The 12424-nt window shown below is 63.2% G+C and carries 9 protein-coding genes; 1 reads left to right on the top strand and 8 read right to left on the bottom strand.

All coding sequences use genetic code 11. The annotated features are described in order from the left end of the window. Window positions 1-53: 53 nt before the first annotated feature. From ABVN20_RS24820 to ABVN20_RS24850, 7 genes are all read right to left on the bottom strand, one after another. The gene (locus tag ABVN20_RS24820) at window positions 54-1382 is read right to left on the bottom strand and encodes an MFS transporter (protein ID WP_368558395.1); all 1329 of its coding nucleotides are present in this window, start codon (window positions 1380-1382) and stop codon (window positions 54-56) included. A 349-nt stretch (window positions 1383-1731) separates the two neighbouring features. Then, the gene (locus tag ABVN20_RS24825; protein ID WP_368558396.1) at window positions 1732-3360 is read right to left on the bottom strand and encodes a BCCT family transporter; all 1629 of its coding nucleotides are present in this window, start codon (window positions 3358-3360) and stop codon (window positions 1732-1734) included. 198 nt (window positions 3361-3558) lie between these two features. Continuing rightward, window positions 3559-4686, bottom strand: coding sequence for a 2Fe-2S iron-sulfur cluster-binding protein (locus ABVN20_RS24830; protein WP_368558397.1), 1128 nt, complete (start codon window positions 4684-4686; stop codon window positions 3559-3561). Between the two features lie 4 nt (window positions 4687-4690). Beyond that, window positions 4691-5947 (bottom strand): SRPBCC family protein, encoded by a 1257-nt coding sequence (locus tag ABVN20_RS24835; RefSeq protein ID WP_368558398.1) that lies wholly within the window; start codon window positions 5945-5947, stop codon window positions 4691-4693. A gap of 119 nt (window positions 5948-6066) precedes the next feature. Further along, complete coding sequence (locus ABVN20_RS24840; protein WP_368558399.1) at window positions 6067-7023, bottom strand: LysR substrate-binding domain-containing protein; 957 nt, start codon at window positions 7021-7023, stop codon at window positions 6067-6069. 150 nt (window positions 7024-7173) lie between these two features. Further along, window positions 7174-8817: an acetolactate synthase large subunit gene (locus tag ABVN20_RS24845; protein ID WP_368558400.1), complete on the bottom strand. Its 1644-nt coding sequence runs from the start codon at window positions 8815-8817 to the stop codon at window positions 7174-7176. A 126-nt stretch (window positions 8818-8943) separates the two neighbouring features. Further along, window positions 8944-10404 carry an aldehyde dehydrogenase family protein gene (locus ABVN20_RS24850; RefSeq protein WP_368558401.1) on the bottom strand — a complete coding sequence of 487 codons (1461 nt, stop codon included), beginning with the start codon at window positions 10402-10404 and terminating at the stop codon, window positions 8944-8946. 217 nt (window positions 10405-10621) lie between these two features. On the opposite strand from ABVN20_RS24850, the gene ABVN20_RS24855 reads away from it, so the two are divergent. Continuing rightward, on the top strand, window positions 10622-11647 hold the full coding sequence (locus tag ABVN20_RS24855) for a GlxA family transcriptional regulator (protein WP_368558402.1): 1026 nt from the start codon (window positions 10622-10624) through the stop codon (window positions 11645-11647). On the opposite strand, the gene ABVN20_RS24860 is transcribed toward ABVN20_RS24855, so the two are convergent. Further along, a complete protein-coding gene (locus ABVN20_RS24860) occupies window positions 11644-12417 on the bottom strand; it encodes an NAD(P)-binding domain-containing protein (protein WP_368558403.1) in 774 nt (257 codons plus the stop codon). The two genes, ABVN20_RS24855 and ABVN20_RS24860, sit on opposite strands and share 4 nt — an antisense overlap. Window positions 12418-12424: the final 7 nt, after the last annotated feature.

The raw sequence follows: 12424 nt of genomic DNA on the forward strand, positions 1-12424 counted from the left end.
GTGGGCTCCTGTGGCGGTGCACGGCCCTGCGTGCACCGGCCTTTAAAGGTTAGTCAGACGGCACTGGCCTTGGCCAGGTCCAGCGAGCGGGTTTCCGGGGCCATCAGCCAGGTGAAGAACAGCCCGACCATGGAGATGCCAAACGCGGCGAACATGGTGTTGGCGATACCGATGGAGGACAGCGAGATCGGCACCAGGTAGGTGCCCACCGCCGCGCCGATCCGCGACAGCGAGGTGGCCAGGCCCACGGCTGAGCCGCGAATTTCGGTGGGGAACAGCTCGTTGGGGTAGACGTATTGGAGCACCTGGGCACCGCCGATGAACAAGGCGTAGCTGCCGAACAACACCAGGGTCAGCAACGCCGCGCCATCCTTGAACACACCGAGCAGCAGCAGGGCCAGTCCCGACCAGAGGAAGCTGTGCATGAGCATGTTGCGCCGGCCCAGCGGGTTGATCAGGCGCACACCGAGCAGGCAGCCGAGTACGAAGATCACCGTGATCGCCACCGCGCCCCAGGACGCCAGTTCACCGGTCAGGCCCATCGCCGCGAGGATCTTGGGCGCAAAGGCATAGATGGCGAATTGCGGGATGATCGAGCAGGTCCAGAAGATGCTGACGAAGAAAATCCGCTTGCCGTAGCTGGAGTGGAACAGCGACCACGCGGTGACCTGGCGTTGCGCGGCGGGCTCGGGCAGGTCGGTGATGGAAAAACCTGTGCCGTAGACCTTCTTGATCACCTTGTCGGCTTCCTGGGTGCGGCCCTTGCTGACCAGCCAGCGCGCCGATTCCGGGGTGCCGGCACGCATGATCAGGAACAGCACCGCCGGCACCACCGCACTGGCCAGCGCCCAACGCCAGGCCTCAGGGCCCATGCTGCGCAGGATCAGCTCCCCGGCGACATAGGCCACCGCCGCGCCGACGAACCACATCATCACCAGGCTGGCGAGGATCGAGCCGCGCTGTTTTTTCGGCAGGAATTCAGCCAGCAGCGAGGTGGCTAGCGGGTGGTCGGCGCCGATGGCGATACCCAGCAGCAGGCGCAGCGTGATGAGGGCCCAGGCGGAGGTGACCCAGAACTGCCCGAGGGAAAACACCGCGAGCATCACCAGGACCAGCACGTAAAGGGTCTTGCGTCCGAGTTTGTCGGTGAACAGGCCACCGACGAATCCGCCGAAGAACATGCCGATCAACGAGGCGGCGGCCACCAGCCCCTCTTGCAGTTCGGTCAATTGCAGGGCCTGGCTCAGTTGCATGAGCACCACGCCAATGATGCTGAGGATGTACCCGTCGAGAAACGGCGCGCCGGAGGAGTAGATCGCCAGCTTCTTGTGAAAACTGTTCAGCGGCGCATCTTCCAATGAAATATTGAGCTTGTTGGTCATGGGGTCTCTCTTGCTACGCAATACCGAACGCATTACCCGTCGCAACGGGTAATCGCTCCTGTTGTTTTTAGAGTGTGTCTGCGGAGAACATCGGCGTTTCGCCTGGCCTGGACGATTTCCGATGTCGAGAGAAATATCGCACTGCGCGGACATCGCCGATATAACGGCGATGACGCGTTATGGAAGATTCCATTGCTGATCGACAGGCAATGGGAAACGCCGCGCAAACCTCATGGCAGAGGTTTGCACGGGGGGCACTATCCCTGTAGGAGCGAGCTTGCTCGCGATGGCGGTGGGTCAGCCTGTGTATGTGTCGGCTGACAGGGCCTCATCGCGAGCAAGCTCGCTCCTACAGAGGTTCGGCTAGGCGGGTATGGCCCGCCAGCACCTCATTGTTGACCTCGGCCGGCGCCAGGCCTGCGTTGGAGCCCAGGGCGCGGATCAGGCCGTAACTGGCCACCAGCATGTAGATCGCGATCGGCAGGCCGACCACGATGCTCGCCATCTGGATCGCCACCAGGCCGCCGGCGATGATCAGGCTCGCGGCAATTGCGCCCTCCAACACGCACCACAACACGCGCAGCCAGTTCGGCGGGTTGATGCTGCCCAGCGAGTTGAGCATGCACAGCACCTGGGTGCCGGCATCCGCCGCCGTGACGAAATGCACCGCGAGCAGCAGACAGACAATGATGCTGAGAATGCCGCCCAGGGTCTTGCCATCCAGGCGTTCGAGCAGGGTAAACATCGCCGTGGTGGTTTCCTTGCGCGTGGCATCGAGGATCGGGCCGCCGGTGAACGGGCCGGCCTGGGTCTGTTCCGCCACCGGCAGGCTGTTGTAGGCCTGGCGGGTTTGCTGCTCGTCCTTGAGCGCCGTGCCGCCGAACACCGCCATCCACAGAATGGTGACCAGCGTTGGCACCAGCAAGGCGCCGACCACCAGCTCGCGGATGGTTCGGCCACGGGAAATCCGCGCGATGAACAGGCCAACGAACGGTCCCCAGGTCATCCACCAGGGCAGGTAGAACGCCGTCCAGCTCTTCTGCCAGCCGCTGCCGCTCTGGGTGTCGGTCCACAGGCTCAGGCCGACGATGTTCTGCAGGTAGTCGCCGGTCGATTCGAACAGCAAGTTCATGATGTAGTTGGTCGGGCCGAGCATCAGCACCACCAGCATCAGCCCCAGGGAAATGAACATGTTCACCGTCGACAGGCGCTTCATCCCGCGCGACACGCCGGCCACCAGCGAGATCGAGGCGATCACGGTCACTACGGCGATCAGCCCGAGCTTGAACGACAGGCTCACCGGCACGCCGAACACCTGATTCAGGCCGGTGTTGATCTGCTCGACGCCCATGCCCAGCGATTGCGAGACGCCAAACGCGGTGACGGCGGCGCCGATGATGTCGACGGTATGGCCGATGGGCCCGTAGATGCGCTTGCCGATCAGCGGGTACAGCACCGAACGCAGCGCCAGTGGCAGGCCTTCACGGTAGGCGAAGTAGGCCAGGCCGAGGCCGATGATGGTAAAGATCGCCCACGGGTGCAGGCCCCAGTGGAACAGGGTGATGCGCATCGCCATGGACGCCGCCTGATCGCTCAGGCCCGGGCTGAACGGGTTGCTGGCGTAATGCAGCACCGGTTCGGCCACCGACCAGAAGATCAGGCCGACGCCCATGCCGGCGCTAAAGAGCATGGATATCCAGGCGGCAAAACTGAATTCCGGCTTTTCGTCCGGGCGGCCGAGTTTGAGGGTGCCGTGGCGGCTGAAGGCGATGTACAGCAACACGCAGAGCACGCCGCTGACCAGGGAAATGTAGAACCACTTGAGGTTGTCGAGGATTGCGTCCGAAGCACGCTTGAACACGCCGGCCGCCTGGTCGCCGTGGGAGGCGCACAGGATCACGAAGGCGAGGACGATCAGCAGCGACCCGACGGTCACCACGGGGTTGAGGCCCTTGAACAGGCCGGATTTTGCACGCATCGGCTTTCCTTATTATTTTTACAAGGCCGTATGGCGGGGGGATGGCTTGCTAGCCAGATTTGCAGTACACCCAAGTTCCCCTGTAGGAGCGAGCTTGCTCGCGATAGCGGTGCATCAGTCAACACAGAGCTGGATGACAGATCGCTATCGCGAGCAAGCTCGCTCCTACAGGGGGCCGGTGGTGTTCAAGTCATGTGTTTAGAGATCAATCACCAAATCCGAAGTGGGCCGGCTGCAGCACAGCAGGCGCAGGCCCTTGTCGATTTCGCGCTGACGGATGCCGCCGTTGTGGTTCATTTCGACGCTGCCTTCGAGTACCGCGGTCTTGCAGGTGCCGCACACGCCCTGGCTGCACGAGGAGGGCACCACGGCGCCGGCTTTCTTGGCCGCCGAGAGCACGGTCTGTTCGGCGGTCATGGTGAATTCCTTGCCCGAACGGGCCAGGCGCACGGTGAAGGTGCCCTGGGCCTGGCCGGGGGCGGCGCTCGGAACGGGCTCTACCGGTGCTTCGGCACTGATGTCGAAGCTTTCCTGGTGGTAACGCGCAAGGTCGAAACCGGCGCTGCCGAGCAGAGCCTTGGCGGCGTCCATGTAGCCCTTGGGGCCGCAGGTGAACACCGAGCGTTCGAGAAAATCCGGAATGCGCTGTTGCAGCTCGGCAATCGACAGGCGCCCGACGGGCCCGGCCCAATCCGGTTCGTCACCCAGGCCTTCGCAGAAGAACAGCGTGCGCAGGCGCGGCATAGAGCGTTCCAGGCGTGCCAGTTCGTCGCGAAAGATGATGTCCTTGGGTGTCCGCGCACTGTGCACGAAGACGATATCCAGGTCGGCATGCAGGTCGGCCGCCGCACGGGTCATGGCCATCAGCGGGGTGATGCCTGAGCCGGCGGACAGGTACAGCAACTTGCGCGCAGGGCCGGCAATCGGCGTGAAAATACCCGCCGGTCCCGACGCCGTCATGGCATCGCCGGCCTTGAGGTTGTCGTGCAGCCAGTTGGACACCGCTCCACCCGGCACCCGCTTGACCGTGATGGAAAAGGTGAACGGCCGGGTCGGCGTCGACGACAGGGTGTAGCAGCGGGAGATGACCTCCTGGCCGATCACTGGCGAGATCGTCAGGAACTGGCCCGGTTCATAGGCCAGGGCCGGGTAGTCCGGGCTGTGGAAGGTGAAGGTCTTGACGTCGTGGGTCTCGGCGACGACGCTCAGGCATTCGATGCGTTTGCTCTCGCCGCTGGCCCACTGGGCGCCGTGGGCGGCCCAATGGTCAGTGTCGGCAAAGCGCTGGTCGGCGCGCAGGCTGGCGATATTCTCGAAGACAGTCATCACCTTATACCCCATGGACGGCGAGACGATCGCTGTACCAGCGCAGGAACTGGTCCACGTACGGCTCGGTGAATTCGGAGTAGGGGCCCGGAATGTAGGCCGGGTCCTGGGTGCCGCTGTGGGTGATGGCGACCAGGTCGGCATCCTGCTTGGTGGTGGCCACCCACACTTCGGTCAGGCGCTGCACGTCGTAGTCGACGCCTTCGACGGCGTCCTTGTGCACCAGCCATTTGGTGCGCACCAGGGTGCGGTCCGGCGACAGCGGGATGATCCAGCTGATCATCGCGTGGTCGCTCATCACGTGGGCCCAGGAGTTGTTGCCCCACAGGTGGGTGTCGCCCAGGTCCTTGCGGGTCAGGTTGCCCAACAGCTTGGTGCAAGCAACCTTGGTGTCCAGGGTCTGGGATTCGCCACTGCCGGCGATGATCATGCGCTGGGTGCGGAACTGGGTGGCGGCATCGCCTTCCAGGTGTTCGAACGTCTCGTACAGGTGCCCGCCGCGGGCCCAGTCGGCTTCGATACCGGCCTTGCGCACTTGATAAGCGTCATAAGAAGCGCGGGCCTCTTCGCTCATTTCTTCAAGACTGACACCCAGGTCTTCGGACTGATAGGAAACAAGTAACTCGGGGTGAGTGCCCGCGCAGTGATAACACTCGCGGTTATTCTCCATCACCAACTTCCAGTTGCCGTTCTCTATATAGTCAAGTTCATAGGCGATACGGGTATTGGTCAAGTCGAAAGGGGCAAAACGCGCGCCCATGACTTCTTCCTGAATGGCAATATCAGCCGGTGCTTCTTCACTCAGGCAAACGAATACGTGGGTGCCGATGACCTTGCAATGTACTGGGATCAGACTGCGGCACTTGGGATCGAAACCCTTGCCCATGTGCGCGGCATGCTTGAGGCTGCCGTCCAGGTCGTAGGTCCATTGGTGATAAGGGCACACCAGCATGCCGACCGTGGATTTGCCCGGTTCTTTCAGGCGTGCGCCGCGGTGGCGGCAGACGTTGCGGTAGGCACGGACCTGTTCGTCGTCATCGCGCAGGACCAGGATCGACGACTTGCCGATGTCGGTGGTGAACACATCACCGGGCTCGGCGACGTCCGCTGTCACGGCGACCAATATCCAGTGTTTGGTGAAAAATACATCGACGTCGGTTTCAAAGATGTCCTGGCGACTGAACACTTCGCCAGGCATGCCAAAACCCGGTTGCCGGGAAGTTATAACTTCGCGGTGAGACTTGATAGACGCAATGCTCATTATTATTCCTCAGGCACTTTCTTGTAATTAGTCGTATGTAATACGAGTGCTGTAAGGATTATCTGAGTGGGTCAAAACACCGTCAATGCGCCTATTTTTACCGTTCGCATTACATCAAGTTATGAGTTGGTTTTTGAGAGAGCTGACAGTGGCGCACGGTCCTGCAACCAGCGGATGATCGCCCAGGCTTCAGGGGTGGCCGTGCGCCCATGGGGGATGATTGCGTAATAGGCGTCGGTGGGCCGCACGGAAAACGGCTCGAGCCGCACCAGTTCGCCACTGTCCAGCAGATGCTCGATCACACGCCCCCAGCCCAGGCCGATGCCGTGGCCATGCAAGGCGGCGTGCACCATGTCGGCGTGCAGGTTGCCGCGCAGGGTGAAATGCAGTTTCTGGTTGGAAAGGCCCAGGCGCTTGAACCAGCCTTGCCAGTTCATCCAGCCTTCGGTGGTCGAGTCGGAGTCGAGCAGGCCGGCCGCCGCCAGTTCCTCCAGGGTGGTTGGCGCACTGTGGCGTGCCAGCCAGGCGGGGGAGCAGACCGGGAAGATTTCCTCTTCGTACAACAGGATGGCCTCGCCGTCCTGCCAGCGACCGTCGCCGTAACGGATGTACAGGTCGGCGTCCTGGGTGCGCAGGTCGCCGGTGAACATCTGGGTAGCCAGGCCCAGTTGAATGTCCGGCAGGGTTTCACGCAGCGCGGCGAGCCGCGGCATGATCTGGAACTGCGAGAACGAGGCCGTGACGCCAAGGGTGATTTCCCGGCGGCCGCCTTCCTGGTTGATCTGGTCGAACACCGTGGCGATTTTTTGCAGGGATTCGGAAATGATCGCGAACAGCGCCTGGCCTTCGTTGGTCAGGTCGATGGAGCGGTGCAGGCGATGGAACAGCTGCGCGCCGACGTTCTCTTCGAGCATCTTCACCTGTTTGCTCACCGCCGCCTGGGTCACGCCCAGTTCCTTGGCCGCCTGGGTGAAGCTTTTCAGGCGGGCGACGGATTCGAACTGGAGCAGGGCGGTCATCGACGGGATGATGCGGCGATAGCCCTTGTGGCGGGTGCCGGGGTCCTGGGTTTTCAATTGTTATTGTTCTCGGTATGTGTTCATCAGGCGCCGCCTCCCCCCTGTAGGAGCGAGCTTGCTCGCGATTGCGATGTGTCTGCTACTCATCTATTGACTGACACACCGCTATCGCGAGCAAGCTCGCTCCTACAGGAGGCGGGGTTGGATTCAGACAGCGAGACTCCGCTCACGCAACTCGCTATTGAGAATCCGGTCATTCTCGCTGTAGTCCACCGGGCAGTCGATCACGTGCACACCAGGCGTCTTGATGCAGTGTTCGAGCAGCCCGAGGAAGCCTTCAGCGCTTTCCACGCGATGGCCGTGGGCGCCGTAGGCCTCGGCGTATTTGACGAAGTCCGGGTTGCCGTAATCCAGGCCGAAATCGGTGAAGCCCATGTTCGCCTGCTTCCAGCGGATCATGCCGTAGCCGTCGTCGCGCAGGATCACCACCGTCAGGTGCATGCCCAGCCTGACCGCCGTTTCCAGCTCCTGGCTGTTCATCATGAAACCGCCATCGCCGCACACCGAGACCACCGGGCGATCGGGGTGCACCAGGTGCGCCGCCATCGCCGATGGCAGGCCGGCGCCCATGGTCGCCAGGGCGTTGTCGAGCAGCACGGTGTTGGGTTTGTGCGCCTTGTAGTTGCGGGCGAACCAGATCTTGTAGATGCCGTTGTCCAGCGCCACGATGCCTTCGGACGGCAGCGCACGACGGATGTCGGCCACCAGCCGCTGCGGGTACACCGGGAAGCGGTCGTCGTCGGCGCCTTCGGCGATCTGCGTTTCGTTGGCCTCGCGGATCGCCATCAGGCGGGTGAAGTCCCAGTGCGCGGTGTCGTTCAGGGCTTCGCCGATCTGCCACACGGCGTTGGCAATGTCGCCGATCACCTCGATCTGCGGGAAGTACACCGCATCCACCTCGGCGGAGCGGAAGTTGATGTGAATGACTTCGGTGCCGCCGCGCACCATGAAGAACGGCGGTTTCTCGATCACGTCGTGGCCGATGTTGACGATCAGGTCCGCGGCCTCGACGGCGCGATGGACAAAGTCGCCGGCCGACAGTGCCGCGTTGCCGAGAAAGCGCGGGTGACGCTCATCGACCACACCCTTGCCCATCTGCGTGGTGATGAACGGGATGCCGGTCTTGTCGATCAGTTGCTTGAGCACCTTGGCGGTCATCTTGCGGTTGGCGCCGGCGCCGATCACCAGGATCGGGCTGCGCGCGGTGCGTAGCTTGTCGACGGCGGCCTCGACGGCCTTGTTTTCCGCCAACGGCCTGCGATGCAGACTCGGCGGGATCGGCAGGCTGTCGGTCTGCTCGGCGGCGATGTCTTCCGGCAGTTCGACGTGCACGGCGCCGGGTTTTTCTTCTTCGGCGAGGCGGAAGGCCTCACGCATGCGCGCCGGGATGTTGTCGGCGGAGGCGAATTGGTGGGTGTATTTGGTGATCGGCGCCATCATCCCGCACACGTCGATGATCTGGAATCGACCCTGTTTGGACTTCTTGATCGGTTTCTGCCCGGTGATCATCATCATGGGCATGCCACCCAGATAGGCATAGGCGCTGGCGGTCACCAGGTTGGTCGCGCCAGGCCCGAGGGTCGACAGGCTGACGCCGGTCTTGCCGGTCAGGCGCCCGTAGGTGGCGGCCATGAACCCGGCGGACTGTTCGTGACGGGTCAGCACCAGCTTGATCTTCGACTTGCGCAGGGATTCCAGCAGGTCGAGGTTTTCCTCGCCGGGAATGCCGAACACATACTCGACACCTTCGTTTTCCAGGCATTGCACAACGACATCGGCAGCCTTGGCCATTTGCGTGTTACCTCTTGCGGTCTCAAAGGGGGGATGGGGCTGCCAGGCAGCTTAGCGCGACGCCGTTGCTTGCGGGCAGCGAAAAACGACACCCGGGTAGAGCGCAACGGCGTGGCGATCAGGTTCTCAGGCCAATTGGTAGGTGGTCTTGACCCGGGTGAAGAACTGCCGCGCATGGGTGCCTTGCTCCCGCGAGCCGAGGCTGGAGGCGCCATTGCCGCCGAACGGCACGTGATAATCGACCCCGGCGGTGGGCAGGTTGACCATCACCATGCCCGCCGAGCTGTTGCGCTTGAAGTGTTCGGCGTGTTTGAGCGAGGTGGTGACGATACCGGCGGACAGGCCGAACGCGGTGTCCTCGGCTGCCGCGAAGGCTTGCTCGTAATCATCGACCTTGAGCACGCTCAGCACCGGGCCGAAGATTTCCTCGCGGTAGATGCGCATGTCCGGGCGCACGTCGCAAAACAGCGCCGGGGTGAACAGATAGGCACCCGCGGCGTTGTCGATGCGTTCACCGCCGCACACCAGGGTTGCGCCTTGCTCGACACCACTGGAGACGTACGACAGGTTCTGCTCAAGCTGACGGGCATCCACCACCGGGCCGATGTCGGTGGAAGCCTGCAAGGCATCGCCGACTTTCAGGGCGCGGGTGCGTTCGGCCAGGCGTGCGACGAACGCGTCGTGAATGCCCTGGGTGACGATCACCCGGGAACTGGCGGTGCAGCGCTGGCCGGTGCTGTAGAACGAACCGTTGAGAGCGACATCGACCGCTTGTTCGAGGTTGGCGTCATCGAGGACGATCAGCGGGTTCTTGCCGCCCATCTCCAGTTGCACTTTCTTCATGCCATCGGCGGCCAGGCGGGCGATCTGCCGGCCGGTGTGCTCGGAACCGGTGAAGCTGATGCCGTCCACCAGCGGCGAGCGGATCAGCGTGTCACCGACGCTGCGGCCGGGGCCGATCAGCAGGTTGAACACGCCAGCCGGCAGCCCTGCGCGGGAAATTATCTCCGCCAGCGCCCAGGCCGAGGACGGTACCAGTTCCGCCGGCTTGAACACCACGCAGTTGCCGAAACACAGGGCCGGGGCGATTTTCCAGGCCGGAATGGCGATGGGGAAGTTCCACGGCGCGATGATGCCGATCACCCCCAGGGGCTGGGTGAACACGTCAATGCCGACGTCCTGGCGCACCGACTGGTATTTTTCGCCTTCGGCGCGCAGGGCTTCCTGGGCGTAGAACTTGAAGGAACGCCCGGCGCGGTCGACTTCGCCCAGCGCTTCGCGCACCACCTTGCCTTCCTCGCGGGCCAGCAGCACGGCCAGTTCTTCACGGCGAGCGAGGATTTCGCTGCCGATGAAGTCCAGCGCGTCGGCCCGTTGCTGCGGGTTGCTGCGCGCCCAGCCCGGCTGGGCACGGCGGGCCGCGGCGATGGCGCGTTCGGTTAGGGCCTGGTCGGCGCGCACGAAGCGCTCGATCACTTCGCCTGGGTTGGACGGGCTGCGATTGTCTAGCAGGTCGCCCAGCAGGTCGCTGCCATCGGTAGGGAGGAAGGCGCCATCGACGTAGCTGCTCTTGGTGACGGGGTTCATGCGCGGCAAATCCTTATTGTTGGGTTTGCCGGGCATGATGCGCAGCGCCCCGAGGTGCCTGCTATTACGCGCATGACAATTGATAGGATGCCGGGGCCTCTAAACCGCGGGCCTGTCCTGGATATACGATATAGCTGTCTTTATATGATAGGCCGGACGCCCGGCCAGGCTTATGATGAAGCCGTGCCGGACGTCCCGGCCTGCCTGGAGAACGACCTTGAACGCACTGCCCGCAGAGGTAAAGCCGGACCTTCGAGTCGGTTTCGTGCTGATGAACCAGTTCACCCTGGTGCCGGTGGCGGGCCTGGTCGACTCCTTGCGGTTTGCCGCCGATAAGTCGTTCCGCAGTCAGCAGGTGTACTGCCAGTGGGACTGGATGACCTGCAACGACCAGTCGATCACCGCCAGTTGCGGCATGCCGATTTCACCCACACGGCCCCTGAACTTGTGGGCGCAATACGACTACATCGTCATCGCCGGCGGCCTGCTGGGTGAGACGCGCAACCCGCCGGACTGGCTGCTCGATGCGTTGCGTGACGTGCATGCGGCGAATATCCCGATCATCGCCCTGTGTTCGGCGTCCTTCGTGCTCGGCAAGGCCGGCTTGCTCGATGGCCGGCGTTGCGCGGTGCACTTCACCATTCGCGAAGAATTCGAAGAGCTGTTTCCCAACGCCACTGCCGTGATCGACAAGAGCTACGTCGATGACCGCGGCATCATCACTTGCCCCGGCGGCACCGCCATTGACCTGGCCGCCAGCCTGATTCGCCGGCACTGCGGCGAAGTGCGCGCGCAGAAAGGCCTGGAATACCTGTTGGTGGAAGAGCGGGCGGACGAAGAGGAGCAGGCGGGCAAGGTCTACCAGAACGATCGGGTGGAGCGGGCGATTGCCTTCATGCGTGACAACCTGGACGTGTCGTTGTCACTCAAGGCGGTGGCCGAGGCGGTGGGCACCCACCCGCGGCAACTGCACCGCGAATTCGTCGCCAACACCCAGGAACCGCCAGCCAACTACTGGCGCAAACTGCGCCTGGACCACGCCCGGCGGCTGCTGGTGAACACCAGCCAGAACATCACCACCATCGCCCTGGCCAGCGGCTTTTCCGATGCGTCGCACTTTATCCTGTGGTTTCGCAAGCAATATGGCGAAACCCCGTACAGCTTCCGCAAGCGCCGCCATGAAGTGGAACGCTTCAACGGCGAGCGCCTGGTGGAGCGGGTCGGGATGGACCCCGAGCTTTAACGCGGGGCGCGGTTGAGCAGGGCGTCGAACACCACTTCACAGGCGGCGCCCCAGGTGGCACTGCCCGGCTGGTGATGCAGCACGTCCAGCCCGGCGGCAGTGAAGGTGCCTGGTGTGGCAATGGCTTCGCCCATGGCCTTGAGGGTCTGCTCGGGATTGGCGCGGGCACTCGCCAGGCAATCCTGCAGATTGCCCAGCACCAGCATGCGCGCCTGATCGGCCGGCAAGCCCTTGTCCACCAGCCAGTGTTGCAGGTCATGCAGCAGGAAGTAGAACCAGCCGTTCATGCACGCGGCTACGGTGGCCAGCTCGAATTCGGCTTCATCCTTCATCACTACCATTGACCCGAGCGGGTCGAGCAGGGCCTGGGTGGTGGGGTCGGGCGGGTAGACGACCACGGTGGTCTGGTTCAGTTGGGCGGCGCAGGACAGCATCACCCGCACGCACTCCGCCTCGGCAAAGGTCGCTTGCAGGGTTTGCAGATGCAGGCCGGCGACCAGCGACAACAGGCGCTGGCCGGGTTTGATGCGGATCTCTGCCGCCAGTTGCGCCACCGCATCCGGGCGCACGCCCAGCAGCAGAATGTCGGCGTTGTCGACCACCGCCTGGTTGTCCGGCATCACTTCACAGGCCAGTTCGGCGGCGAGTACCTGGGCCCGTTCGGCATTGCGCGGCGACAGCCGGATCGGTCCGTCGAAGCCGCTGCGGCGCAGGCCGCGAACGATGGTTTCGGTCAGCGCGCCAACGCCCAGAATGCCCAGACTGTGCATGTTGCCT

Origin of the sequence: Pseudomonas sp. MYb118 (assembly GCF_040947875.1) — a bacterium.
GTDB lineage: Bacteria > Pseudomonadota > Gammaproteobacteria > Pseudomonadales > Pseudomonadaceae > Aquipseudomonas.